The 24,546-nt window shown below is 73.3% G+C and carries 24 protein-coding genes and 8 tRNA genes; 18 read left to right on the forward strand and 14 right to left on the reverse strand.

Annotation, left to right across the window (positions count from 1 at the left end):
• The first annotated feature begins 92 nt into the window (after positions 1-92).
• Complete coding sequence (cobA, locus tag AC067A_RS27885; protein WP_479245242.1) at positions 93-1,334, forward strand: uroporphyrinogen-III C-methyltransferase; 1,242 nt, start codon at positions 93-95, stop codon at positions 1,332-1,334.
• Between the two features lie 87 nt (positions 1,335-1,421).
• Entirely contained in the window at positions 1,422-2,240 is an 819-nt protein-coding gene (locus AC067A_RS27890) for a TrmH family RNA methyltransferase (RefSeq protein WP_017241775.1), read from the forward strand.
• A 31-nt stretch (positions 2,241-2,271) separates the two neighbouring features.
• Here AC067A_RS27890 and AC067A_RS27895 read toward each other — a convergent pair whose 3' ends face one another.
• Positions 2,272-3,480, reverse strand: a complete 1,209-nt coding sequence (locus tag AC067A_RS27895; protein ID WP_479245243.1) for a serine/threonine-protein kinase — start codon at positions 3,478-3,480, stop codon at positions 2,272-2,274.
• A 491-nt stretch (positions 3,481-3,971) separates the two neighbouring features.
• Here AC067A_RS27895 and AC067A_RS27900 point away from each other — a divergent pair, with 491 nt between their 5' ends.
• From AC067A_RS27900 to AC067A_RS27910, 3 genes are all read left to right on the forward strand, one after another.
• Positions 3,972-4,139, forward strand: a complete 168-nt coding sequence (locus AC067A_RS27900; protein WP_017241776.1) for a hypothetical protein — start codon at positions 3,972-3,974, stop codon at positions 4,137-4,139.
• Between the two features lie 296 nt (positions 4,140-4,435).
• On the forward strand, positions 4,436-5,476 hold the full coding sequence (locus AC067A_RS27905; protein ID WP_479245334.1) for a phosphotransferase: 1,041 nt from the start codon (positions 4,436-4,438) through the stop codon (positions 5,474-5,476).
• 46 nt (positions 5,477-5,522) lie between these two features.
• Entirely contained in the window at positions 5,523-5,801 is a 279-nt protein-coding gene (locus AC067A_RS27910; RefSeq protein WP_017241778.1) for a TFIIB-type zinc ribbon-containing protein, read from the forward strand.
• A 104-nt stretch (positions 5,802-5,905) separates the two neighbouring features.
• Here the strand turns inward: AC067A_RS27910 and AC067A_RS27915 are convergent.
• The 6 genes from AC067A_RS27915 to AC067A_RS27940 all read right to left on the reverse strand — a co-directional run bounded on the left by AC067A_RS27915 (position 5,906) and on the right by AC067A_RS27940 (position 6,475).
• Positions 5,906-5,980, reverse strand: a tRNA-Val gene (locus tag AC067A_RS27915).
• Positions 5,981-6,009: 29 nt separating this feature from the next.
• Positions 6,010-6,081: transfer RNA gene (locus AC067A_RS27920), tRNA-Val, on the reverse strand.
• A gap of 29 nt (positions 6,082-6,110) precedes the next feature.
• Positions 6,111-6,182: transfer RNA gene (locus AC067A_RS27925), tRNA-Val, on the reverse strand.
• 34 nt (positions 6,183-6,216) lie between these two features.
• Positions 6,217-6,288 (reverse strand) — tRNA-Val (locus AC067A_RS27930).
• Position 6,289: 1 nt separating this feature from the next.
• Positions 6,290-6,363 (reverse strand) — tRNA-Cys (locus AC067A_RS27935).
• A 39-nt stretch (positions 6,364-6,402) separates the two neighbouring features.
• Positions 6,403-6,475 (reverse strand) — tRNA-Gly (locus AC067A_RS27940).
• Positions 6,476-6,837: 362 nt separating this feature from the next.
• Between AC067A_RS27940 and AC067A_RS27945 the strand changes: the two genes are divergently transcribed.
• The 3 genes from AC067A_RS27945 (at position 6,838) to AC067A_RS27955 (ending at position 9,688) form a co-directional block, all read left to right on the forward strand.
• Positions 6,838-7,905, forward strand: coding sequence for a chorismate-binding protein (locus AC067A_RS27945; RefSeq protein WP_479245244.1), 1,068 nt, complete (start codon positions 6,838-6,840; stop codon positions 7,903-7,905).
• Positions 7,902-8,732, forward strand: coding sequence for an aminotransferase class IV (locus tag AC067A_RS27950; RefSeq protein ID WP_479245245.1), 831 nt, complete (start codon positions 7,902-7,904; stop codon positions 8,730-8,732). The genes AC067A_RS27945 and AC067A_RS27950 overlap by 4 nt, the downstream gene beginning before the upstream one ends.
• 116 nt (positions 8,733-8,848) lie before the next feature.
• Positions 8,849-9,688: a GNAT family N-acetyltransferase gene (locus tag AC067A_RS27955; RefSeq protein ID WP_479245246.1), complete on the forward strand. Its 840-nt coding sequence runs from the start codon at positions 8,849-8,851 to the stop codon at positions 9,686-9,688.
• Between the two features lie 106 nt (positions 9,689-9,794).
• On the opposite strand, the gene AC067A_RS27960 is transcribed toward AC067A_RS27955, so the two are convergent.
• Positions 9,795-10,310, reverse strand: a complete 516-nt coding sequence (locus tag AC067A_RS27960; RefSeq protein ID WP_479245247.1) for a DsbA family protein — start codon at positions 10,308-10,310, stop codon at positions 9,795-9,797.
• 196 nt (positions 10,311-10,506) lie between these two features.
• Here AC067A_RS27960 and AC067A_RS27965 point away from each other — a divergent pair, with 196 nt between their 5' ends.
• Complete coding sequence (locus tag AC067A_RS27965) at positions 10,507-10,923, forward strand: hypothetical protein (protein ID WP_479245248.1); 417 nt, start codon at positions 10,507-10,509, stop codon at positions 10,921-10,923.
• 111 nt (positions 10,924-11,034) lie between these two features.
• Entirely contained in the window at positions 11,035-11,199 is a 165-nt protein-coding gene (locus AC067A_RS27970; RefSeq protein ID WP_479245249.1) for a hypothetical protein, read from the forward strand.
• 22 nt (positions 11,200-11,221) lie between these two features.
• Here the strand turns inward: AC067A_RS27970 and AC067A_RS27975 are convergent, their stop codons facing one another.
• Both AC067A_RS27975 and AC067A_RS27980 read right to left on the reverse strand, forming a co-directional pair.
• A complete protein-coding gene (locus tag AC067A_RS27975; protein ID WP_479245250.1) occupies positions 11,222-11,779 on the reverse strand; it encodes a CGNR zinc finger domain-containing protein in 558 nt (185 codons plus the stop codon).
• A gap of 191 nt (positions 11,780-11,970) precedes the next feature.
• Entirely contained in the window at positions 11,971-12,384 is a 414-nt protein-coding gene (locus tag AC067A_RS27980) for an SsgA family sporulation/cell division regulator (RefSeq protein ID WP_015032345.1), read from the reverse strand.
• 190 nt (positions 12,385-12,574) lie between these two features.
• Between AC067A_RS27980 and AC067A_RS27985 the strand changes: the two genes are divergently transcribed.
• Both AC067A_RS27985 and AC067A_RS27990 read left to right on the forward strand, forming a co-directional pair.
• Complete coding sequence (locus AC067A_RS27985; protein WP_479245251.1) at positions 12,575-12,997, forward strand: TIGR02611 family protein; 423 nt, start codon at positions 12,575-12,577, stop codon at positions 12,995-12,997.
• A 54-nt stretch (positions 12,998-13,051) separates the two neighbouring features.
• Positions 13,052-13,126: transfer RNA gene (locus AC067A_RS27990), tRNA-Val, on the forward strand.
• Positions 13,127-13,179: 53 nt separating this feature from the next.
• Here the strand turns inward: AC067A_RS27990 and AC067A_RS27995 are convergent.
• Positions 13,180-15,783 (reverse strand): SCO7613 C-terminal domain-containing membrane protein, encoded by a 2,604-nt coding sequence (locus AC067A_RS27995; protein WP_479245252.1) that lies wholly within the window; start codon positions 15,781-15,783, stop codon positions 13,180-13,182.
• A gap of 84 nt (positions 15,784-15,867) precedes the next feature.
• Here AC067A_RS27995 and AC067A_RS28000 point away from each other — a divergent pair, with 84 nt between their 5' ends.
• Both AC067A_RS28000 and AC067A_RS28005 read left to right on the forward strand, forming a co-directional pair.
• Positions 15,868-16,359 carry an SRPBCC family protein gene (locus tag AC067A_RS28000; RefSeq protein ID WP_479245253.1) on the forward strand — a complete coding sequence of 164 codons (492 nt, stop codon included), beginning with the start codon at positions 15,868-15,870 and terminating at the stop codon, positions 16,357-16,359.
• A gap of 39 nt (positions 16,360-16,398) precedes the next feature.
• Positions 16,399-16,470 (forward strand) — tRNA-Val (locus tag AC067A_RS28005).
• 47 nt (positions 16,471-16,517) lie between these two features.
• Here AC067A_RS28005 and AC067A_RS28010 read toward each other — a convergent pair.
• Positions 16,518-17,246: an exonuclease domain-containing protein gene (locus tag AC067A_RS28010; RefSeq protein ID WP_479245254.1), complete on the reverse strand. Its 729-nt coding sequence runs from the start codon at positions 17,244-17,246 to the stop codon at positions 16,518-16,520.
• A 122-nt stretch (positions 17,247-17,368) separates the two neighbouring features.
• Here AC067A_RS28010 and AC067A_RS28015 point away from each other — a divergent pair, with 122 nt between their 5' ends.
• The 3 genes from AC067A_RS28015 to thrS all read left to right on the forward strand — a co-directional run bounded on the left by AC067A_RS28015 (position 17,369) and on the right by thrS (position 21,392).
• Complete coding sequence (locus tag AC067A_RS28015) at positions 17,369-17,935, forward strand: DUF4365 domain-containing protein (RefSeq protein WP_479245255.1); 567 nt, start codon at positions 17,369-17,371, stop codon at positions 17,933-17,935.
• The gene (locus AC067A_RS28020; protein WP_479245256.1) at positions 17,935-19,230 is read left to right on the forward strand and encodes a hypothetical protein; all 1,296 of its coding nucleotides are present in this window, start codon (positions 17,935-17,937) and stop codon (positions 19,228-19,230) included. The genes AC067A_RS28015 and AC067A_RS28020 overlap by 1 nt, the downstream gene beginning before the upstream one ends.
• Positions 19,231-19,415: 185 nt before the next feature.
• Entirely contained in the window at positions 19,416-21,392 is a 1,977-nt protein-coding gene (gene thrS, locus AC067A_RS28025) for a threonine--tRNA ligase (protein ID WP_479245257.1), read from the forward strand.
• A 13-nt stretch (positions 21,393-21,405) separates the two neighbouring features.
• Here thrS and AC067A_RS28030 read toward each other — a convergent pair whose 3' ends face one another.
• A complete protein-coding gene (locus AC067A_RS28030; RefSeq protein WP_479245258.1) occupies positions 21,406-22,107 on the reverse strand; it encodes a potassium channel family protein in 702 nt (233 codons plus the stop codon).
• A gap of 65 nt (positions 22,108-22,172) precedes the next feature.
• Between AC067A_RS28030 and AC067A_RS28035 the strand changes: the two genes are divergently transcribed.
• Positions 22,173-22,736, forward strand: coding sequence for an HIT family protein (locus AC067A_RS28035; protein ID WP_479245259.1), 564 nt, complete (start codon positions 22,173-22,175; stop codon positions 22,734-22,736).
• Between the two features lie 104 nt (positions 22,737-22,840).
• On the opposite strand, the gene AC067A_RS28040 is transcribed toward AC067A_RS28035, so the two are convergent.
• Positions 22,841-24,496: a hypothetical protein gene (locus AC067A_RS28040; RefSeq protein WP_479245260.1), complete on the reverse strand. Its 1,656-nt coding sequence runs from the start codon at positions 24,494-24,496 to the stop codon at positions 22,841-22,843.
• Between the last annotated feature and the right edge of the window lie 50 nt (positions 24,497-24,546).

Below are 24,546 nucleotides of genomic sequence, written 5' to 3' on the forward strand. Positions count from 1 at the left end.
TCACCGATATCGTGGGGCACACAACGCGCCCCACCAGCCGCTCCACCGCAGCAGCGGCCCCCGTACACGTCCTTCCGAGGAGCCGCTCACCCATGGCCGAGCCCGCCGCGCACCCCGAGCACCCCGCCTACCCCGTCGGACTGCGCCTCGCCGGCCGCCGCGTCGTCGTCCTCGGCGGCGGCCAGGTCGCCCAGCGCCGGCTCCCCGCGCTGATCGCCGCGGGCGCCGACATCACGCTGATCTCCCCGTCGGCCACCCCCTCCGTCGAGGCGATGGCCGAGGCCGGCGAGATCACCTGGACCCGGCGGCGGTACGAGGACGGAGACCTCGCCGACACCTGGTACGCGCTGGTCGCCACCACGGACCCGGCGTCGAACGCCGCCGCCTCCGCGGAGGCCGAGCGGACCCGCACCTGGTGCGTGCGCGCCGACGACGCCGAGGCGGCCACGGCCTGGACCCCGGCCACCGGCCGCGACGCCGGCGTCACCGTCGCCGTGCTCACCGGCCACGACCCCCGCCGCTCCGCCTCCGTGCGCGACGCGATCGTCGAGGGCCTCCGCGACGGTTCGATCGCCGCGCCCGTGCACCGCACCCGCGCCCCGTTCGTCGCGCTGGTCGGCGGCGGCCCCGGCGACCCGGACCTCATCACGGTGCGCGGCCGCCGGCTGCTCGCCGAGGCCGACGTGGTCATCGCCGACCGGCTCGGCCCCCGCGACCTCCTCGACGAACTGCCCCCGCACGTCGAGGTGATCGACGCGGCGAAGATCCCGTACGGCCGGTTCATGGCCCAGGAGGCCATCAACAACGCGCTCATCGAGCACGCGAAGGCCGGCAAGTCCGTCGTCCGCCTCAAGGGCGGCGACCCGTTCGTCTTCGGCCGGGGCATGGAGGAGGCGCAGGCGCTCGCCGCCGAGGGCATCTCCTGCACGGTCGTCCCGGGCATCTCCAGCTCCATCTCGGTCCCCGGCGCGGCCGGCATCCCGGTCACGCACCGGGGCGTGGCGCACGAGTTCACGGTGGTCAGCGGCCACGTCGCTCCCGACGACCCGCGCTCGCTCGTCGACTGGGCCTCGCTCGCGAAGCTCACCGGCACCCTCGTCATCCTCATGGGCGTCGACAAGATCGGGAAGATCGCCGAGGCGCTGGTCGCGCACGGCAAGAGCCCCGACACCCCGCTGGCCCTGATCCAGGAGGGCACCACGGCGACCCAGCGCCGGGTGGACGCCACGCTCGCGACGGTCGCCGAGACCGTCAGGGCGCAGGAGGTCCGTCCGCCGGCCGTCATCGTCGTCGGCGAGGTCGTCACCGAGGGGCCCGACAAGCTGGTGAAGTGACCCCGGGAGCGCCCGCACGGCGTAACCAGGGGTAACCAGGCCCCTCGACACATTGGCACCACACCCCGGACAAGGCAGTATCACCTCGTGGCCGAACTCATCACGATCGACGACCCCGACGACCCGCGCCTGCGCGACTACACGGGCCTGACCGACGTCGAGCTCCGGCGCAGACGCGAACCGGCCGAGGGGCTGTTCATCGCGGAGGGCGAGAAGGTCATCCGCCGCGCCCGGCAGGCGGGGTACGAGATGCGGTCGATGCTGCTCTCCGCCAAGTGGGTCGACGTCATGCGGGACGTCATCGACGAGGTCCCGGCGCCGGTGTACGCGATCCAGCCCGACCTCGCGGAACGCGTCACCGGCTACCACGTGCACCGCGGCGCGCTCGCCTCCATGCAGCGCAAGCCGCTCCCGGACGCCGCCGAACTGCTCGTCGGCGCCCGGCGCGTGGTCGTCATGGAGTCGGTCAACGACCACACCAACATCGGCGCGATCTTCCGCAGCGCCGCCGCCCTCGGCATGGACGCCGTCCTGCTCTCCCCGGACTGCGCGGACCCGCTCTACCGGCGCTCGGTGAAGGTCTCGATGGGCGCGGTCTTCTCCGTCCCGTACGCCCGCCTCGACACCTGGCCCCGAGGCCTGGAGGCCGTACGGGAGGCCGGGTTCAAGCTCCTCGCCCTCACCCCGGCCGAGAAGGCGACCTCCATCGACGAGGCCGCCCCTCACAAGCTGGACCGGGTGGCCCTGATGCTCGGCGCGGAGGGCGACGGCCTCTCCACGCAGGCGCTGCGCGCCGCCGACGAATGGGTCCGCATCCCCATGGCCCACGGCGTCGACTCGCTCAACGTGGGAGCCGCCGCCGCGGTCGCCTTCTACGCGGTGGCCACGGGCCGCCCGGAGTCCTGAGCCCCGGCGGGTCCCACCCGCCGGGCGCTTCCTAACCCTGCAGGGCCTGGGCCGCGGCGATCCCCAGGGCCACGACCAGCGTCACGACCACGAAGACGAACAGCCGCTGGCGCAGCAGACGCGGGTTGGCCGGCCGGCGGCCCGTCGACGTCGAGCGGGCGCCGGGCCTGGTGCCGGTACGCGGCTGGGGGCGCGAGCCACCGGTCCGCGAGCCCCCCGACGGCCGGGACGACGGCCCAGGACCACGCCCGGCCGTCCGGTCACGGTCCGCACCCCGCTCGGCGCCCCGGTCGCGGTCCGCCCCGCGCTCCGCGTCACGACCGCGCGTGTCACGCTCGGTGTACCGCTCCGTCGGCCGTACGGGGCTCCGCTCCTCGGTCCGCTCCCGCTGCGCGGGCGGACGCGCGACCGGCAGCCCCTGCGCCTCGCGCGCCGCGATCTCCTTGAGCCGCATCGACAGCTGGAGCGTGCTGGGCCGGTCCTCGGGATCCTTCGCCAGGCAGGCCCGGATCAGCGGCGCCAGCGCGTCCGGCACCCCGTGCAGCTGGGGCTCCTCGTGCACCACGCGGTACAGCATGACCTCGGAACTGCCGTGCCCGAACGGCGAGTCCGCCATCGCCGCGTACGCCAGGGTGGCACCGAGCGAGAACACGTCGGTCGCCGGCGTCACCGCCGCGCCGCGCACCTGCTCGGGAGCGAGGAAGCCCGGTGAACCCACCGCCGTGCCCACATGGGTGAGGGTGCTCGCCCCGGTGGCCCACGCGATGCCGAAGTCGATGATGCGGGGGCCCTTGGGGGAGAGCAGGATGTTCGACGGCTTGAGGTCGCGGTGCACCACCCCGGCCTCGTGGACGGCGACCAGGCCCTCCGAGAGCGCGGCCCCGATCGAGGCGACGTCGGCGGCGCGCAGCCCGCCCTCCTCGGCCACCCGGTCGTGCAGCGAGGGGCCGGGCACGTACTGGGTCGCGAACCAGGGGCGCTCGGCCTCCAGGTCGGCGGCCACGAGCCGGGCCGTACAACCGCCGCGGATCCGCCGGGCGGCGGATACCTCGCGCGCGAACCGCGAGCGGAACTCCTGGTCCTCGGCCAGATCGGGCCGGATCACCTTCAGCGCCACCCGCTGGCCGCGCCGGTCGGACCCCAGGTACACGACGCCCATCCCGCCGGCCCCGAGCCTGCGGTGGAGCCGGAACGACCCGACGATCCGCGGATCCTCGCGCCGGAGCCGCATCATCGCCATGTCCGTCCCCTCGTCCGTTCGACGTGGCACAGCTTACGTAGTGGCGCCCGCACGCGCTCATAGGCCGCGCCCTCCTCCGGGATCGATTGTCAGTGCTGACGGGAGCACCACGGGTCCGCACGGGACGGCGGCACTTTCCAACACCCGTTGCCGGAAACCTATTTGACGCCGTGTCGCATACGGCGCGAGTCGGCCCGCCGGCCCGTCCGGCGGTCCGGCCCGGCACGGTCCGCGGATCGCACCCCGCGAAGTGAGCGAAGTCACGCCGCCACCCCGACCCCTCCGGGAAGACCCCGGGATCGGAGCAGCCGTCTCCACCCAGGGGAGTACGCCGCACGGGCGGGTGTCATCCTCCGGGAGGCCCGCAAGTCGGTACGCGGGCATGACGTCCCGGCGCTCCCCGCTCCCTAGTCTTGAGATCAAGCGGTGGGTGCAGCACTCGTCCCCCGAGGTCACGCACCCGCCGCGCCGGACACGACAGGAGAGGACCCATGGCCTTCACGGCACCGCGGACGAGCACCCGGCCTTCGAGCCAGCGCCACCCCCTGGTGGCCACCGCCATGGTCCTCCCTCTCGCGGCCCTGCTCGTAGTCGTCTTCGGCGGCTGGGACGCGGTGGTCACACAGGCGTCGTCCGTGGGCGTGATGCTGGGGCGCTGAGCGGCGCCCCGGACCCGGGAGAGCGGCCCGGGTCGGGACATCCGGCCATCAGCCCCGTGGGGACGGGGGTGCGGCGGACGGCAGCGTGGGGCCGGTCAGCTGGGGAGCTGACCGGCCCTCGCGCTTTCCCTCCGGCCTTCCTCGCCCGCCGCGGCGGCCGGGGGACCGTCGTAGGGCCTCGCGCATCTTCCTCCGGCCTTCCTCGCCCGCGACGGCAGCCGGGGGAGTGGCGGCGGGCCCCGACGACGTACGCTCCCGGCGTGGACTCCACCGCCCCGAACCCACCCGAGCCGACCCTGCCCCCGCCCAGGCCGCCCGTTTCGCTCGACCGCCTCGCCGCCGTCGCGCGGGAGGCGGCCCACGGGGCCGGCGGGTCCTGTCACTGCCCGAGCGGAGTCGTGGGAGTGCTCGCCGACCGGGACGACGGGACCGTGGTGCGGCACGGGGCGCTCGTCGTCAAGGCGCACGCCCCGGACACCGATCCGCAGGCCCACCGGGCCCGGCTCGCGCTCGCCGGGCACGCGGACGCCGCCGGTGTCTTCCTGCCGCCGCTCCCGCTCCCGCTCCCGCGCGCGAGCACAGGTCCCGGTGCGCGGGACGGATTCGGCGGCCGCCCCGTGACGGTCTGGCCGTACGGGCCTCCCGTCGACCCGGCGGACCCGGACGCCGCCCCCTGGGAGGAGGCGGCCCGCCTCCTCGCCGTGCTCCACCGGACGCCGCCGCCGGGCGGCTCGTCGGAGGGCCTGCCGGAGATGCGGGCCCCGGTGAAGGCGCGGCTCGCCGTGGACCGGATGGTCCGCGCGGCACCCGGCCATCCGGCGACCGCCACCGTACTCGGCGCCTGGCACACGCTTCCCGACCGTGACCGTGACCGCGGCGGCGTCCCCGGTACCGGTCAGAGCGGTCGCGCGGACGGCGTCCGCACCCTCTGCCACGGCGACTTCCACCTCGGGCAGCTGGTCCGCGACGGCGCGGCCGTGGCGGGCCGGTCGCCGGGGCGGTGGCGGTTGATCGACATCGACGACGTCGGTCTCGGCGACCCGGCGTGGGATCTGGCCCGGCCCGCGGCGTGGTTCGCGGCGGGCATCCTGCCCCCGGAGGTGTGGTCGCGGTTCCTCGGCGCGTACCAGGAGGCGGGAGGCCCGGCCGTGGGGGCCGATCCATGGGTGCGTCTCGACGTGCCGGCGCGGGCCCTGACGGTGCAGACCGCCGCGCTGGCCGTGGCCAAGGCGACGGCGGAGCAACGGGAGTTGGACGAGGTGGAAATCGTGATGATCGACACTTGTGCGCGTATCGCGGGACATCGAACCGACTCGGCCGATACGGCGTCCACGTAAGGTAAGGCCACCATTCGAACGGCGATGTCAGGGAGTTGAGCCGAGCATGCAGTGTCCCAAGTGCCATGCGGCCATGCACACGTACAACCGCAACGGCGTCCAGATCGAGCAGTGCAGCGGCTGCCGAGGCATATTCCTGGACTTCGGCGAGCTGGAGGCCCTGACCCGCCTGGAGTCCCAGTGGGCCCAGCAGGCCCCGCCCGCCCCGCCGGCCTACCCGGCGCAGCCCGCCGCCCCGGCCTGGGGCGCCCCGCACCACGGCGGCCACCACGGTGGCGGTCACTACCGCCAGCGTGGCTTCGGGCGGATGCTCTTCTCCTCCTGATCCCGTCCTGACGGGACCGGTCGGCGCCCCCGGGCGCCGACCGCCGTCCACCCGCGGACGGGTACGCGGAAGCCCCCGACCGCAAGGCGGCCGGGGGCTTCGTATGGTGCGCGATACTGGGATTGAACCAGTGACCTCTTCCGTGTCAGGGAAGCGCTCTCCCGCTGAGCTAATCGCGCGGGACGCACCTGTGGGTGCCTGTACTGCGTGCGCGATACTGGGATTGAACCAGTGACCTCTTCCGTGTCAGGGAAGCGCTCTCCCGCTGAGCTAATCGCGCGGGACGCACCCGGAGGCGCGTGAACTGTGTGCGCGATACTGGGATTGAACCAGTGACCTCTTCCGTGTCAGGGAAGCGCTCTCCCGCTGAGCTAATCGCGCGGGGGATCCTAAGACCCAGGACCCGAAGGTCCAGTGGACGATACTGGGATTGAACCAGTGACCTCTTCCGTGTCAGGGAAGCGCTCTCCCGCTGAGCTAATCGTCCTTGGAGGTGGAGACGGGATTTGAACCCGTGTAGACGGCTTTGCAGGCCGTTGCCTCGCCTCTCGGCCACTCCACCAGGAGTGAATACGGGGGTTCGGGAAGATCCCCCACATCGAGCGGACGACGAGATTCGAACTCGCGACCCTCACCTTGGCAAGGTGATGCTCTACCAACTGAGCCACGTCCGCTTGTCGTTTCCGTTCCGCTTGCGCGTCCCGGCGACGTGTTGAACTCTAGCGGATTCCTGGGCCAGTACAAAAACGCGTTTCCGCAGCGTGCTGACCTGCGAGGCGACCGACCCGGCCGACCGGGCACCCCGCAGGGTTCCCGTGGCGTTCACTCGCCGTGTTCCCGGCGTGGCTCGGAGCCCCCGTGGAGACGGCCCGGAGTCACGGCCGCCGACCGCGGCCCGAGGAGGCACGGTGCCGGACACCGCGTCGTCGTCGGTGGCGGCGCCCGCGTCGACTCCCTCCTCCGCCTTGCGATCGCCCGCCCCGGGCCCCACTCCCTGATCCGGCCCGACCCGTAAGCCAGCCCCTAGACTCGATGCGTGCACGACCTTGCTCCTCTGGCCCGCTTCGGCGGCCTCGTCGCGACCGACCTCCGGGACGTCACCCACGACCCCGAGGCCCTGGACTCCGCCGGCTTCTGGGCCGTCTGCGCGGATTTCGAAGGGCGCCTCACCTGCGCCCGCTTCGGAGACGTGCGGCGCGAAGCGGTCCCCACGCCCGTCCCGGGCGCCTGGCGCGGTCCCGCCGCCGGTGACTGGACGTCCTCGCTCGACCGCGCCGCGTACATCGCGGGTGTGCGCCGGGTGCGCGAACACATCGCGCGCGGCGAGGTCTACCAGGCGAACCTCTGCCGCGTCCTGACCGCGCCGCTGCCGGACCCGGCCGCCGCCGACGTGGACGCCCTCACGGCACTGCTCGCCCGGGGCAATCCCGCTCCCTATGCCGGAACGATCCGGCTGCCGGCCCACGGCGTGGAGATCGCGACCGCGTCCCCCGAGCTCTACCTCCGCCAGGAGGGCGCCCTGATCTCCTCCGGGCCCATCAAGGGAACCGGACGGACCGCCGCCGACCTGCTCCCCAAGGACCACGCCGAGAACGTCATGATCGTCGACCTGGTCCGCAACGACCTGGGGCGCGTCAGCGAGACCGGCTCCGTCGCCGTCCCCGCCCTCTGCGCGCTGGAGGAGCATCCCGGCCTGGTCCACCTCGTCTCCACGGTCACCGGCGTCCTGCGCGAGGACGCCGGCTGGCCCGAACTGCTCGGCGCGACCTTCCCGCCCGGCTCCGTCACCGGGGCCCCCAAGTCCAGCGCCCTGCGGATCATCGAGGCGCTGGAGACGGCGCCCCGGGGCCCGTACTGCGGCGGCGTCGGCTGGGTCGACGCCGACGCGGGCACCGCGCAGCTGGCCGTCGGCATACGCACCTTCTGGATCGACCGCCCCGAGGGCGTGCTCCGCTTCGGCACCGGCGCCGGGATCACCTGGGGGTCCGACCCCGAGCGGGAATGGGAGGAGACCGAGCTGAAGGCCGCCCGGCTGGTCGCGATAGCGTCGGGCGCCTATGAGGCGGGCGCCCGTGAGGCGAGTGGAAAGGTCGGTTCTCGATGAGACTGTGGGTCAACGGCGGGCTGTACGACGAGCGGGAAGCCCGGGTCTCCGTACTGGACCACGGGCTTACCGTCGGCGACGGCATCTTCGAGACGGTCAGGACCGAGCGCGGTGAAACGTTTGCTCTCACCCTCCACCTGGAGCGCCTCACCCGCTCCGCCCGTGGTCTGGGCCTCCCCGACCCGGACCTCGACGAGGTCCGCCGCGCCGTCGCCGCCGTGCTCGACGCCAACCCGGTGGAACTCGGCCGGCTCCGCATCACGTACACCGGCGGGCTCTCCCCGCTCGGCTCGGAGCGGGGCGACTCCGGCGCGGGTCTCGTCGTCGCCCTCGGCGAGACCGGCCGTCGCGCCGACTCCACCGCGGTGATCACCGTGCCCTGGACGCGCAACGAGCGCGGCGCCCTGACCGGACTCAAGACCACCTCGTACGCCGAGAACGTCGTCGCCCTCGCCAGGGCGCGCGAGCAGGGCGCCTCCGAGGCGCTCTTCGCCAACACGGTGGGGAGGCTCTGCGAAGGCACCGGCTCCAACGTCTTCGTCGTGGTCGACGGCCGGATCCTCACCCCGCCGGTCTCCTCCGGCTGCCTCGCGGGCATCACCCGCGCCCTCGCGGTGGAGTGGACCGGCGCGGAGGAGGCCGACCTGCCGTTCGACGTCCTGGAGACCGCCGAGGAGATCTTCCTGACCTCCACCCTCCGCGACGTCCAGGGCGTCCACCGGGTGGACGGGCGGGAGCTGACCGACGCGCCCGGCCCGGTCACCGCCAAGGCGATGCGGATCTTCGACGAGCGCGCGGCGCGCGACCGGGACCCGCGCCTCGCCTAGGGCCTGCCGTCGGTCGGGCCGCGTGCCGGCCCGACCGACGGACACCCCCGGGGCCGCTCCGAACGCGGCCGCAAAATCGGATGACGGACGGCCCGGGGCTGGGTAGAACTCCTCTGATGACCACCACCCTGCGGCCGGCCGAGCCGCTTCAGCAGACGCCCGACGGCGGCCGTTCCCGGATCTACGACGTGTGTGTGAACAGTCGTCGCGTCGGCTCCGTCCGACTCTCGACCGACCTTCGTTTCGGGGCCGCGTCGGGAGTGATCGACGAGCTCCGGGTCGACGAGCCGGACCGGCGGCGTGGGCGCGGCACGGTCGCCGCGCTCGCCTCCGAGGAGGTGCTGCGGGGCTGGGACTGCGTCGAGGTGCAGATATCGGTGCCTGCCGACGCCGAGGCGGCCCTGCGGATGGCCCGCTCGCTCGGCTACACCGAGCGCAGTCGCAACATGGTCAAGGAACTGCCCGCCGAGCCTCCGGCGCTGCCGGAGGGCGTCGAGGTCCGGCGCATGACCGAGGGCGAGTACGCGGAGTGGGAGGCGCGGGCCAAGGCGGGCTTCGCGCAGAACTGGATCGACCGGGGCGTCCCCGAGGAGCAGGCCCGCACCAAGGCGGAGGACAGCCATCGCAGGTACCTCCCCGAAGGCCTGGCCACCCCCGGCGTCGCGATCCATGTCGTCGTCCGGGACGGCCTGCCCGCCGGCTTCCTGTGGACCGGCCGGATCGAGCTGGAACCGGGGGTGTGGGCGGCCTTCGTGTACGACATCGAGGTCGACGAGGCCCAGCGCGGCCGCGGCTACGGCCGGGCGCTGATGCTGCTCGCCGAACGGGTCGCGCGGGAGGCCGGGGAGACCCGGATCGGACTGCACGTCTTCGCGGGCAACACCCCGGCGATCCGGCTCTACGAGTCCCTGGGCTACCGCACGACCCTCGTCAACAGTGCCAAGGAGCTGCGCTAGGTCCTGTCCGACCATCCCCGCCGGGCCGGGGCCGCCCGGCACGCGCGCTCGGCCTGATCCGACGCGAATGGCCGGACAGGACCCATGGCCCGCCCGGCCCGGCTGCTCAGCCGTTCAGGAGGCGGTCGGCGATCTCCGCGATCCGCTCCCGCAGGCCCTCCTGGCTCTTGCCGCCGTCCAGGCGCTCGCCGCCGATGACGTACGTCGGCGTGCCGGTGACCTTGATCGCCTTGCCCTCGGCCTCGTCCGCGTCCACCGTCAGCAGGTGCCGGCCGTCGATCAGTGCGGTGTCGAACTCCTCGGCGTCCAGGCCGAGTTCGGCGGCCACCTCCAGGAGGACCGGCTCGCCCCGGTCGCCCAGCTCGGCGGTCCTGGCGAGCAGCGCCTCCACGTACGGCCAGCCCTTGCCCTGCTCGACGGCCTCCTCCGCGGCCTGTGCGGCGGCGTACGCGTGCTTGTGCTTCTCCAGCGGGAAGTGACGCAGCTGTACCTCGAGCCGGTCGCCGTACTGCTCGCGCAGCGCGCGGACGTCGTCGAGGGCCGCGAAGCAGTCGGGGCACTGGAGGTCGAACCACGCCTCGAGGACGACGGGGGAGGCGGATGCGGTGGTGGGGTCGCTCATGACAGCAGTCTCCCTCACCGGCACCCGGGGTCGCCCCGCCGGTCGGCCCGTCGCGGCCCGGCGGGGCACTCCCTGAGGAGGAGATCCGGCCGGGCCGACCCGGAGATCTCCCTGAGACCGGCCTCGGGACATGGCCCCGGACGGCTTGCCCGGTGCAGGATGGAAGGGACGTATCACCCGGGACCTGGAGGACCGCATGCTCGCCGAGACCATCTGCTCCGCGGTGTCCGCGGCGGGCCTGGGCATCGCCGCGATCGCGGCCTACCGGAAGCGCTTCCTGTCCGCGACGCGGATCGCGGCCTACGCCCTGGTTCCCCTGGGCCTGGTGATGACGGGCGCCGTCGAGTGGATCGTGGACACCGCCTTCAGCCCCGTGGCCTGGGCCGGATTCGGCGTGCTCGGCCTCGCCTTCCTGCTCTTCCTCTCCACCCGGGCCGTGGAGCGGCGCCGGGGCGGCCGCAAGGAGGCCGGCGGGGGAGCGGCGCCGAAGGCCGTCGCCCCGGCCGCGTCGGCGCCCCCGCGGGGAGTGTCCGCGGCACAGCCGCGAGCCGGACAGACCTCCGGGGACGACTTCAGCGACATCGAGGCGATTCTGAAGAAGCACGGAATCTGATCACTTCTGGCGCTTCCCGTTCCCGCGATCCACGGGATGGGATGAACGGCCCCTGCCGTGGGGCGTGTTGCGGGATTTCAGGGGCGCGCCGTGCGCCATCATCCCCCCGAGATGCTGGATACCTCGCGGGAACCCCTCCCCGCCTCCCCCGAAGCCCCCGTCGACGAGCCGCGCGGCTGCCTGTTCGCGCTCTCCCAGCCGCCCCTGATGATCTTCCTCGGAGTGATCGGCTGTCTGCTGCTGATGGCGGCCCTGCACGATCTCTTCGTGCTGTGACCCTTCGCGCCGGCCGGGGCGGTCAGCCCGCCGCCTCCTTGCGGCGCGCCCGGTACGCGGCCACGTGCAGCCGGTTCCCGCAGGTGCGGCTGTCGCAGTAGCGGCGCGACCGGTTGCGGGAGAGGTCGACGAAGGCACGGCCGCAGTCCGGCGCCTCGCAGCGGCGCAGCCGCTCCTGCTCACCGCCCACGACGATGAACGCGAGCGCCATGCCGCAGTCGGCCGCCAGGTGGTCCGCCACGGAGGCGCCCGGCGCGAAGTAGTGGACGTGCCAGTCGTAGCCGTCGTGGTCGGTGAGCTGCGGGGTGGTCCCCGCCGCCGCCACCAGCTGGTTGATCAGCGGGGCCGCGATGCGGGCCTCGGGGGCGGAGAAGACCGCCGCGAACTTCTCGCGCACGTCCCGCACGGCCCGCAGGTCGTCCTCGTCGAGGTCGCCCACGTCGCTGATCTTGTGCGCTCGCACGAAGGCGTGCAGCCCCGGGAGGTCCGCGAGCTCGTCGGCGCGGCCGCCCTGGGGGGCGGTGTTCATCAGATCGACGACGGTGTCGAGGGCGATCCGGGTGTCGTGGGGGATCAGCACGATTCGCTCCCTGGCCGGCCGCGGGCGGGCGCCCGCGGAATGGCGCTGACTTTAGCGCGCCCCGGAAAAGGACAACGGCGCCCGCCACCGCGCCGGCTGCACGGTGGGAGCGCCGGATGTCGTGCCTGTGTGACTGTCCGCGCGGCGCCGTCGCCCCGAGTCGGACGGCGTCGTGCGGTTGTCGGCCTGGCTCAGCTGTCGGCCAGGATGTGGGAGAGCTCGGTATCGAGGTCGAAGTGCCGGTGCTCGGTGCCCGGTGGCACCGCGGCGTCGGTCCGCTTGAGGAACGACTCCAGAGCCCGCGCAGGGGCCTCGAGCAGGGCTTCTCCTTCGGGTGAGCTCAGCGCGATGCAGACGACTCCCTGACCGTGACTACGGGATGGCCAGACGCGGACGTCGCCTGTGCCGGTGGGCCGGTGCAGCCCCTCGGCGAGAAGGTCGCGGGCGAAGACCCACTCGACCGTCTCCTCGGCTCCGGTGTGGAAGGTGGCGTGCACGGCATAGGGATCGGCCGTGTCATACCGCAGGCCCGCGGGTACAGGCAGTGAGGACTCGCTCGACACAACGAGGCGCAGGTGCAGCTCGCAGCTGACCGTGGTGTTCATAAGCGCCAGGGCCTTTCGCTCAGTGTGCGCTCGGGGATTCGCACGTCGGCGAAATCGACATGCCACCTCCGGTGCCGTTGTAAACCCCTCTGTCGGTTTTGTGATCGTTCAGGTAGCTCGTATGGGCGTATGTAACTTTGGGTAATACCGCCATTCCGGGTGGGGTCGCCGGTCCGGTAGGTTGGGGTGCATGAATGCGGAGAGTGACGAGCGCGCCGGGGAGTCCGGAGACGGCCAGGAAGCCGAGCTGGGATCCCGCGCGCCGGAGTTCATCAAGTCGCGCCGAGGCCTGCATCTGAGCTGGCAGGTCGGCGTCTTCATCGTGGGACTCGCCGTGGTCGGCGCCGGTGTGGTGATGCTCCCGCTGCCCGGCCCCGGCTGGCTGGTCATCTTCGGCGGCATGGCGATCTGGGCGACCGAGTTCGTCTGGGCCCAGCTCGTGCTCCGCTGGACCAAGCGGAAGGTCACCGAGGCCGCCCAGCGCGCCCTCGACCCCAAGGTCCGCCGCAGGAACATCATCCTCACCACCGTCGGACTGGTGATCATCGCCGCCCTGCTCGGCGTCTACCTCTGGAAGTTCGGCTTCGTCATGCCGTGGAAGATCGACGAGTGACCTCGGAATGGTTCGGGAGCCCCGCTGACATGGGGTAATGTTTGGGGTGTGCCCGGGCGATTAGCTCAGCGGGAGAGCACTTCGTTCACACCGAAGGGGTCACTGGTTCGATCCCAGTATCGCCCACCACCCGGCACGAAGGCCCGGAGACGGAACACCGTCTCCGGGCCTTCGGCGTTTCCTCACCGCATCCGCGCCAGCCGCTCCCGTAGCCGCCGGGCGTCGCGCAGTCGCTGCTCGTACGTGGCCCCCACCCCGAGCAGCAGGAGCCCGGCGAGGGCCGGCGGCAGCCAGCGCGGCAGCGCGCCCACGGCCTGCACCACGTACGGCGCCAGCTCGTGCAGTCCGACCAGGGCCAGCACCGCGCCGCCGAGCACGAGCAGTGCCTGGAGCCGGAACCGCGCGCCGAGCAGCGTCACCGCGAGCGCCGCGAGCCCCAGGACCAGCGGGCGCGTCCACTCCGGGTCCGTCCACGCCGCCACGAGGCCCGGCAGCAGCGCCGCCGCGAGACCAGGGCCGTACGCCGTCCAGGACGAGGCCTCCGCGTCCCGGCGCCGCCGCAGGAAGCCGACCACGAGCGCCGGCACGGTCACCGGCAGCGTGTACGCCTCCGGGGTCGTCACGTCCCAGACGGCCAGGCGCACCCAGGTGGCCAGCAGGAACAGCACCGCCGCCGTCCACGAGGCGAACCGCCGCCGCTCCGGCCGGACCGCCGTAGCCGCCGCGATCACCCCGCCGAGCGCCAGGGCGAGGGCGAGGAACGCCGGCCGGGACGAGGCGATCCCCAGGGCGAGCAGCCCCACGGCGCCGCCCGTGATCTCCACCGCCAGGGCCACCGGACGCGGCGCCCGGGAGCCGACCGCGGCCGTCGCGGCCGGGACCAGCAGCAGCGCGAGCGCCGTCCAGTGGTCCTCGAACCCGCCGGCGGCCGCGGCCGCGAACACCAGCCCCGTCGCGGCGAGCACCGCCGCGACGGCCGAGACCACCCGGCGCGCGTCCGCTCCGAGCACGGCGACACCCGTGAACAGCCCGAGCAGCACGCCCAGCGTCGCGAACGTCGCCCCGCGCACGTCCAGGGCCAGCCCGACCGCGCTCACCGCGGACGCGAGCCCGCCGGTGTACGCGCACCAGCCGAGCGCGGTACGGGCGTCGGCGCCGGCCGTCGCGGACCGCAGCGGGGAGGAAGCCCAGGGAGCCCAGGGAGCTCCCGGCCCGGCCATCGGCTCGGCCGGGGCGCCACCGGCACCCGCCGTCGCCGCGCCCGCCGCCCCGGCCGCCTCGGCGGGGCGCAGCCCGCGTGTCAGGAATCCGGGACGGACGGCCGCCCACAGCGCCGCCGACGTGGTCAGGAGCTGGAGGGAGAGCGTCACCGGGTAGGACAGGTCCAGGGAGACCGGCAGGGCGGTCAGGAGCGCCCAGGTGAGGGCGAGGGCCCCGCAGCGGGCCCAGAGCCGGGAGCCGGCCGCGAGGACGGCGCCGGCCACCAGGAGGACCAGGGCGGCGGTCGCCGGGTACGACGTCAGGACCCGCTCGGCGTGCTCGCCCGACCAGACGCCCGTCGTACGGCCCACCGGACCGAGCAGCCCCGCCACCACCGGCGGCAGCGCCCACACGACCCCGAGCGCCGCGACCCCCGCACCCGCGGCCGCCAGGCCGAGCCGGACGCCGTGCGGCAGACGGCCGGCCGGGGCCGCGGAGCCCGGCTCCCCGCCGTGCGGCAGCCCGCCTCCGGGCGCGTCCACGGGCGCCGCCGTGCCCGTCCCGCCGTCGGGCGTCGTGGCCGCCGCCGGGCCCGTGCCCGGCGCGGTGCCCAGGCGCCACACCGAGGCCAGGGCCAGCGCGCACAGCACGTACCCGGGCACCGCCCAGTCGGCGGGAAGCGCCGCGCGCAGGAGTCCGCCGGCCGCGGCCACGGCGGCCAGGCCCGCGATCGCCGCGGCCGCGGCCGCGTGGGCCGGCACGCGCCAGGCCACGTACAGGAGGATCGCCGCGCCCGACAGGAGGAGGGCCGCGCCGCTCCACGGAGAGACGAGGGAGAGCCAGCCGCCCGTCAGCAGCGCCCAGCCGCCGAGGGCCGTCGCCGCCGAGCCCGCCGTGATCCGGACCGCCGCCGGCCGGGTCCACAGCGCCGCCGCCGCGTCCGCCGCGGCCGTGACGAGGGCCGCCCAGGCTACGGCCGTCGGGCCGCCGCCGGCCGCGAGCGCGCCCAGCGGCAGCGGCAGCTGGGCCGCGACCACGGCCACCGGCAGCGGGATCCGCAGCCGGGACAGCGCCGATCCGTACGCAGCCCACGCGCCCGCCAGGACCGCGGCGGCCACCGCCGAGTACCCCAGGCCGTCCGTCCCCGGCAGCGCCACCCGGTGCAGGGCGTACGCGTCGAGCACCATCAGGACCAGACCCAGCGCCGCCACCGACTCGGCCGTCGACACCAGGTTCCTGCGCAGCAGCGCCACCGGAACCGCGAGCGCCGCCGACGTCACCGTGAACAGCACCGCGGAGCGGGCGCCGATGCCCATCGAGCCCCAGCTCACCAGGGTGAAGGCGACCGCCGCGATCGTCAGCAGCGTCCCGCCCAGCGTCAGCAGCACGTTCTGCGCGCTCCGCGGCGTCGAGTCCGCCACCGGCGGCCGCGGGTACGGGCGCGGCGCCGCGGCGGCGACCGGCCGGTACAGCGCCTGGATCAGCCAGGCCCGCCGGGCCAGCAACTGGGACCGGCGCGCGTCGAGTTGGGCCAGCTCGCGGTCGACGAGCACCAGCTCGTCCGCGGGCGGCAGGGAAGTGTCCATACCGGGAGTGTGGCCCCGGCCACACGCGGCGGGAATGCGTCCACGTACTCAGATCCGCGCCTGAGTACCCCCCACACTGGGGGCATGGACTGGTGCCGGTACCGCTTCCGCAGCGTCTGGCGGCTGCCCGCCCCGCCCGACGCCGTCTACGCCGTCCTCGCCCGCGCCGAGGACTACCCCCGCTGGTGGCCCCAGGTCCGCGAGGTCGCCCCCCTCGACGACACCACCGGCACCGCCCGGTTCCGCTCCCTCCTCCCGTACGACCTCGTCGTCACCCTCCGCGCCCTGCGTCGCGACCCGGCGGCCCGCGTCCTGGAGATCGGCCTCGCCGGCGACCTGGAGGGGTGGGCGCGCTGGACCCTCACGGCGGAGGGCGGCGGCACCCGCGCCCTGTACGAGCAGGAGGTCGAGGTCCGCGCCCGGCTCCTGCGCGCCCTCGCCGTCCCCGGGCGGCCCGTCTTCCGGGCCAACCACGCCCTGATGATGCGCGGCGGACGGCGTGGACTGGCGGCCGAACTGAGGGGAGCCGCCCGGCGGACGGCGCCGCGGGACGGCGGCCGGCGCGGGCCGGTTTGAACACGGGGTGCGAAGGCCTGTATGGTTCAACCCGTTCCCGGGCGATTAGCTCAGCGGGAGAGCACTTCGTTCACACCGAAGGGGTCACTGGTTCGATCCCAGTATCGCCCACCGGGAGAGGCCGGTCCGTCGAAAGACGGACCGGCCTCTGTCATGTGTCAGGCCGCCGTGCGCAGTTCCGGCCGCAGCGGCCACGCCGGGTCCACCGTCTCCGGCGTCCCCTGCCGGGTGAACCACGCCTGCAGCCCCCGGGCCTGCGCCGCGTGCCACACCGCCTGGAGCGTGTGGAGCTCCGCCGGCGTCAGCCGCTCCAGCCGGGACGAGAACCGGCGTGCCACCGCCCGTACGACGTCCATCGCCGCCGCCGCGTCCGCCGCCGCGTCGTGCGCCCCCGACAACTCCACCTCGTAGTGCGCGCACAGGTCCGTCAGCGTCCGGCGGCCCTTCCGGTAGCGGTCCAGGTGCTTGTCCAGGACCCGCGGGTCGAGCACGCACAGCGGCGCGCCCTCCAGATACGTGTCGAGCGAGGACGCCCGGTGCCGACGCAGCTCGCGGTCCAGGATCGTCAGGTCGAACGGCGCGTTCATCACCACCAGCGGACGTCCCGCCGCGGTCTGTTCGGCCAGCGCGCGCGCCAGCTCCTCCATCACCGGAGCCGGCCACCGGCCGTTCCGCTGGAGGTGATCGTCCGTCAGGCCGTGCACCGCCGTGGCCTCCGAGGGCACGGGTATGCCCGGATTGACCAGCCAGCGCGTCACCCGCGGCCGCGCCCCGACAGCGTCCTGCACGACCAGGGCGGCCGAGACGATCCGGTCCCCCTCGACGTCGACTCCCGTCGTCTCCGTGTCGAAAGCGGCCAGGGGCCCCTCGTACCAGTGCGTCGTCATCCCCGAACTCCTCGCACACGTGCGGCAGATGGCCAACCCCCTGCCCCGAAACGGTGATACCCGCACTGTTTGCGCCGTACGCGGACCGGTCACAACAGAGGGGACGGGGAAGGAAAAAAGACATGGCGCTCGCCCAGCCCGAGTCGGGAGGGCTGCCGCCCCAGCGGGTGGCACCGACGCGCGGCTCACTCGCCACCACCGCATGCATGGAGACCCTTCAGGTGGGATACCTGCACGCCGTCGCCGCCGCGGCGGGCTGCTCGCTGTCCCAGCCCTTTCCGGACAACGGCATCGACTGGCACGTGAGCCACGGATCGCCCGGACACACCGTCGACGACGAAGTCACCATCAAGGTGCAGCTCAAGTGCACCTACCAGATACCGCCCCGCCCGCCGGGGAGCGCGTTCTCCTTCACCCTCGACAACGACCACCTGGTGAAACTCGCCCGGACCCCCGTGTCCGTGCACAAGATCCTGGTCGTGATGCTCGTCCCGAGGACCCAGGAGGACTGGCTGAGGGCGAGCCACGACCGGCTCGACCTGCGGCACTGCTGCTACTGGACCAACCTGGCCGGACACCCGGTCACGGGACGGCGCCGGACCACCGTCCGCATCCCGACGACACGGATCTTCGACGACCGGGCGCTCTGCGAGATCATGACCCGGGTCGGCGTGGGAGGGAGACCTTGATGCACCGGCCTATCGACGAACCGGGGAACGGGGACGGGGCCGGGCACGGCCCCGTCCCTTCGCCCTACCGCCCCCACCCGGCGCCCGGCGAGACCACCGGCCCCTGGACCGGCCCGCCCGCCGGACCCTGGGCCGACGCCCACGGCGCACCCGACCCGGGCCGGGTCGACCCGCGCGTCCTCGGCGCCCTGCTCGCCCGCCACGGCTGGCGGCGGCGCGGCGGGGCCGCCGGCCGGTACAGCCGCTGGACCCCGCCCGGCAGCGGAACCCAGGGCGGCACGAGCCTCCTCGTCCCGGAGAGCCGCGCCTTCCCCGACTGCGAGGACCTCCTCGGCGAGGCCCTCACGGCCCTCGCCCGCAGCGCCACCCCCTCCGCCCGCGAGGTCCTCACCGGCCTCTCCGTACCCAGCGACGAGATCCGCTGGTGGCACGACGTGCCCCCGGGCCCGGCCGGAACCGCCCCCTGGCCCGTCCAGGAACAGCTCAGGTCCGCCGCCCGTCGGCTCCTCCTCGCCGGCGCCCTCGCCGTGCGTGGACGGGCCGGCTACTACGGCGCCAGGCACCGGCGCGCCGCCCAGGCCTCCCTGGAGACCGTCGCCGTCGGCACGGCACCCGGCGGGCGCGGCCTCACCGCCTTCCTGCCGGTCGAACCGGGCCGGCCGGTCGCCGTCCGGCTCTACCACGCGCTCCACGCGGCCCGCGAGGCCACGGACTACCAGCGGGCGACCGGCGGGACGGAGGCCTTCGACGCGGCCGTCGCGGCCGGCGTCAGCCGCGAGCTCACCGAGGCGCTCGTCGCCCTCGTCCGGGGCACCGAAGGCGCCCGCGTCGCCCTGGCGTGGGCGCCGGCCGCCGGGGCGCCCGACGGCTGCGCCGCCCGGCCCGAACCCGTCGAGTTCTCCCCCGGCGACCTGCCCGCCCTGCGCGAGGCCGGCGCCCGCTACCTGACCGGCGAACCGTCCGTCCCCGTACGGCTCACCGGCGCCGTCGTCCGCATGCGCCGCTCCGGGCCGCGCGGCGAGGGCACCGTACGCCTCCGGGTCCTGGCCGGCGCGGACGTCCCGCACGTCCGCGTCGCCCTCGACGAGGAGGCGTACCGCACCGCGGGTCACGCCCACCTCGCCGGCCTGCCCATCCGGGTGGCCGGCCGCCTGGAGAGCCGCGGCGGCTTCCGCCGCCTCACCGACGCCTCCGGGGTCGCCCCCGTCCAGGTCGACGAGACGGAACGCGACCGGCTGATGAAGTCCCTCCACGACGACCCGGGCTTCTTCGAGGAGGCGTGCGGACCGGACTAGGAGGTGTGCGGACCGGACCAGGAGGCGTGCGGACCGGACCAGGGGCCGGCCGGCCGGGGGAAACCGTTTCGCGGAGGGCGCGGACGGCTCGGTAACATCAGCGGTGCGCGGCACCTCGTCTCTGTTGCGCACCGCCGGCGCCGGCACCTCGTGTCTGCCCGCGCCCCAAAGGAAGAAGAACACCAGTGTCTGAAGTCCGTGTGACCGTCCAGTCCGCCTCGGAGGCAGAGGAGAGGGCGGTGAGCGCGGGCACCACCGCCGGTGCCCTCTTCGCCGACGACCGCACCGTCATCGCCGCCCGCGTGGGCGGCGAGCTGAAGGACCTGTCGTACGAGCTCGCCGACGGCGATGTCGTCGAGGGCGTCGAGATCTCCTCCCCGGACGGTCTCGACATCCTGCGCCACTCGACCGCGCACGTCATGGCCCAGGCCGTGCAGGAGCTCTTCCCCGAGGCCAAGCTGGGCATCGGCCCGCCGGTCCGGGACGGCTTCTACTACGACTTCGACGTCGAGAAGCCCTTCACTCCCGAGGACCTCAAGGTCATCGAGAAGAAGATGCAGGAGATCCAGAAGCGCGGCCAGCGCTTCGCCCGCCGCGTGGTGACCGACGAGGCCGCCCGCGAGGAGCTCGCCGACGAGCCGTACAAGCTGGAGCTCATCGGCATCAAGGGCTCGGCGTCGACCGACGACGGCGCCAGCGTCGAGGTGGGCGGCGGCGAGCTGACCATCTACGACAACCTCGACGCCAAGACCGGCGACCTGTGCTGGAAGGACCTCTGCCGCGGTCCGCACCTGCCCACCACCCGGAACATCCCGGCGTTCAAGCTGATGCGCAACGCGGCCGCCTACTGGCGCGGCAGCGAGAAGAACCCGATGCTCCAGCGCATCTACGGCACCGCCTGGCCGTCGAAGGACGAGCTGAAGGCGCACCTCGACTTCCTCGCCGAGGCCGAGAAGCGCGACCACCGCAAGCTCGGCAACGAGCTCGACCTCTTCTCCATCCCGGACGAGATCGGCTCCGGCCTCGCCGTCTTCCACCCCAAGGGCGGCATCATCCGCCGGGTCATGGAGGACTACTCGCGCAAGCGCCACGAGGAGGAGGGCTACGAGTTCGTCTACTCGCCGCACGCCACCAAGGGCAAGCTGTTCGAGAAGTCGGGTCACCTGGACTGGTACGCCGAGGGCATGTACCCCCCCATGCAGCTCGACGAGGGCGTGGACTACTACCTCAAGCCCATGAACTGCCCGATGCACAACCTGATCTTCGACGCGCGCGGCCGCTCCTACCGTGAACTTCCGCTGCGCCTGTTCGAGTTCGGCACCGTGTACCGGTACGAGAAGTCCGGCGTCGTCCACGGCCTCACCCGGGCGCGCGGCTTCACCCAGGACGACGCGCACATCTACTGCACCCGCGAGCAGATGGCGGAGGAGCTGGACCGCACCCTCACCTTCGTCCTGAACCTGCTCCGCGACTACGGTCTGACCGACTTCTACCTGGAGCTGTCGACCAAGGACCCGGAGAAGTTCGTCGGCTCCGACGAGGTGTGGGAGGAGGCCACCGCCGTCCTCCAGCAGGTCGCCGAGAAGCAGGGCCTCCCGCTGACCCCCGACCCGGGCGGCGCCGCGTTCTACGGCCCGAAGATCTCGGTGCAGGCGCGGGACGCCATCGGCCGCACCTGGCAGATGTCGACCGTCCAGCTCGACTTCAACCTGCCGGAGCGCTTCGACCTGGAGTACACCTCCCCGGACGGCACCAAGCAGCGCCCGGTCATGATCCACCGCGCGCTCTTCGGTTCCATCGAGCGCTTCTTCGCGGTGCTCCTGGAGCACTACGCGGGCGCCATGCCGCCGTGGCTCGCCCCGGTGCAGGCGACCGGCATCCCGATCGGTGACGCGCACGTCGACTACCTGCACGAGTTCGCCGCCAAGGCGAAGAAGCAGGGCCTGCGGGTGGAGGTCGACTCCTCCTCGGACCGGATGCAGAAGAAGATCCGGAACGCGCAGAAGCAGAAGGTCCCGTTCATGATCATCGCGGGTGACGAGGACATGGCCGCCGGCGCCGTCTCCTTCCGCTACCGCGACGGTTCGCAGGAGAACGGCATCCCCGCCGACGAGGCCATCGCCAAGATCGCCAAGATCGTCGAGGACCGCGTCCAGGTCTGATGACCTGAGCCGTTCAGGAGGCCCCCGGGGAACCCCCCGGGGGCCTCCTCGCGTCCGCCTCCTCGTCCTCCCGGGTGAACACCTGGATCAGCCAGGACGAGAACGAACCCGTCACCGCGCCCAGGAGCGCCAGCCCGCAGGCCATCATGCCCACCGCGACCAGCCGGCCCATCGGGGTCACCGGCGTCACGTCCCCGTACCCCACCGTCGCGAGCGTCGCGCAGGTCCACCAGACCGAATCCCCGAAGGTGAGGATCGAGGCGCCGGGGGCGTCCCGCTCGTACCGGAAGACGGTGAGCGCACCCGCGAATCCCAGCAGGGACGTGCTCAGGCCCGCGTAGACCATCACCCGCCCGTACAGCGTGAACCGGGGAGTGTCGCGACGGCCCTGGAGCCGGTAGTACAGGTTCACCATGCGTACCGGCCGCAGCAGCGGCAGGACCAGGACCACGGTGTCGAGGAGGTGGGTGCGGACGAAGCGCAGTGTGCCCTGACCGCTGAGCAGGAGCCGTACCCCGTAGTCCACGCCGAAGACGGCCCAGGCGGCCAGGGTGAGGGCGAGGCAGAGGTCGAGCCAGCCCTCGGAGAGGTGGTGGTCGGCGAGGACGCGGACCGCGTAGCCCGCCAGGTAGACGAGGGAGGCCACGGCGAGCGGGATCTCCATACGCCGGTCCCAGCGCTCCTGCCGTGGTGGTTTCGGTGGCCTGACGCTCATCGGAGCAGCATGGCGGCCGCATGGATCTTCTGCCCCGGCGACACGTTCCGAACGGACGACGCAATATGCTGCACAGCATGACGACTGAGCCGGAGCAGCAGATCGGAGTGGGGACGCGGGACGCGTTCCAGCGCCTGTGGACGCCTCACCGGATGGCGTACATCCAGGGCGAGAACAAGCCCACCGGGCCGGGTGCCGACGACGGCTGTCCGTTCTGCTCGATCCCGTCGAAGTCCGACGAGGACGGACTGGTCATCGCCCGCGGCCAGGCCGTGTACGCCGTGCTCAACCTCTACCCGTACAACGGCGGCCACCTGATGGTGGTCCCGTACCGGCACGTCGCCGACTACACCGACCTCGACGAGGCGGAGACCGTCGAGCTGGCCGCCTTCACCAAGCGCGCGATGGTCGCGCTGCGCGCGGCGTCCGGCGCCCACGGCTTCAACATCGGCATGAACCAGGGCGCCGTCGCGGGCGCCGGCATCGCCGCCCACCTGCACCAGCACGTGGTGCCGCGCTGGGGCGGCGACACCAACTTCATGCCGGTCGTCGGCCACACCAAGGTGCTGCCGCAGCTGCTCGCCGACACCCGGAAGATGCTGGCCGACGCCTGGCCGGCCACCATCTGATCCGTCGCCGCGGGAGACCCGGGTCAGGCGTCTGGTGGACGGGACCCGGGTCAGGCGTCTGGTGGACGGGGCCCGGGTCAGGCGTCTGGTGGACGGGACCCGGGTCAGGCGTCGTAGACGTCGGCCTTCTTCGGGCCCGGGTCCTGGATGCCGCCGCTGAGGATCAGCGAGCGGTTGGTGAAGCGCTCCGTGTCGACGTTGTGCTCGTCGAGCACCTTGATGGTCGCGGCGTGGACGGCGCGGAGCACCGGCGTCGCCATGCGGATGGCGTCGTCGGCCATGAACCGGTTCTTCCAGAGCGGCCCGGCCCAGACGTGCCGCAGACCGAACGGCTCGGGCAGGGTCATCTTCCCGCCGAGGTAGTCGAGGACCGGCGGGTACCACGTCAGCGGGGCGCGCACCGCGAGCCGCACGATGTCGTTGGTCCCCAGCAGCGGCTGCTGGATCTCCCTCGTCTCCCAGAAGCGGACCGTCTTGGAGACCTCCCTCGTCTTCGCCTTCGGCTTCGTGGTGAAGAGGCCGTGGACCGGACCGAGCGCGTGGCCGGCGACCTCGATCCGGAGCGTGTCGTGCAGCGAGGTCACGGTGACCATCATGGTGAGGACCAGGTTCCCGCCCCAGAGCGTGAACTGCACGCCGAGGTAGTGCCGGTCGCCCGCGTCGAACTGCTGGTCGTTGCAGATGCGCTGTATCTCGTGCGGCTTGACCTGGAAGTGGACGATGTTGTCGCCCTCGGGCCGGGCGACCTCGTCGGCGCCCTCGCCGACCGGGGAGACGATCCAGTGCTTGACGGTCGGCTTCGGGAAGCCGGTCTTCAGTGCGCCCCGCTCCAGGAGCGTCAGCTCGTCGTGGATCCGGCGCACGACGTCCCAGGCGCGGAAGGCGTGGAGCTCCCGGCCGGGCTGGGGGATCAGCGGCTCGGCGAGCGTCCAGCTGCCCCAGCGGGTGCCCAGGCCGAGGATCCCCTTGGTGCCGGCGTAGAACACGATGTTGGACTGCTGCTCGGCGGAGAGCTTCTCCAGGTTGACCCGGAGTGCCTCGGCCGACTTCTCGCCCGGGTCCTGGGGGACGGACTTGGGGACGTGGGGACCGATGCCACCGCCGCCGAGCAGGCCGGCCCAGCGCTCCCGCAGGTCGATGGCCGCGTTCATGCAGATGCGGCTCGCGAGGTACCAGCCGACGACCGGGGCGACGATCATCGCGCGCAGGTAGTTCGGCAGGATCCCGTCGAAGGGCAGTTTGAGCAGGACGAGCACGGCGAAGAGCCCGACGGCCCAGAGGAGGGCGGTGCCGAGGACGCTGTGGCGCTTGTTCTCGGAGCCGGAGACGAGGCGGCGGAGCTGGATGACGCCGAGCCAGAGGAGCAGGCCGGGCAGGAAGAGGACACCGCAGAAGAAGGTGACCAGGGTCAGTTTGACGTCGCGCTGCCGGCGCAGGTGGGTCGCGGCCAGGCAGTGCTCGACGATCGGCTGCGGCTCGGCGCCGAAGGACTGGATGAGGGCCTTGCGGGCGCCGCCGAGCATGCGGACCTGGACCGCGCGGGAGAACGCCTCGCCGAGGTCGGGGCTGAAGAGCCCCCACTTCCCTTCCTTGACCGTGGTCTTGTAGAGCTCGTTGTCGGCCTGCTTGATCGTGTCCAGGGGGCTGTCCCGGTACGCGGCGGAGGCGAGCGCGTTCGTCGCCGCCGTCCCACTGCCGGAGCCCTGGAGGGGAATCTGTGCCCCGGGTCCGAATCTGTCGATCGCCACTGCCGCCCCCATCGCGCGCGAGTACCTGTGCGGGCTGTTCCCAACTGCCGCGCCCCGCACAC

It is taken from the genome of Streptomyces sp. NPDC043176 (assembly GCF_056436715.1).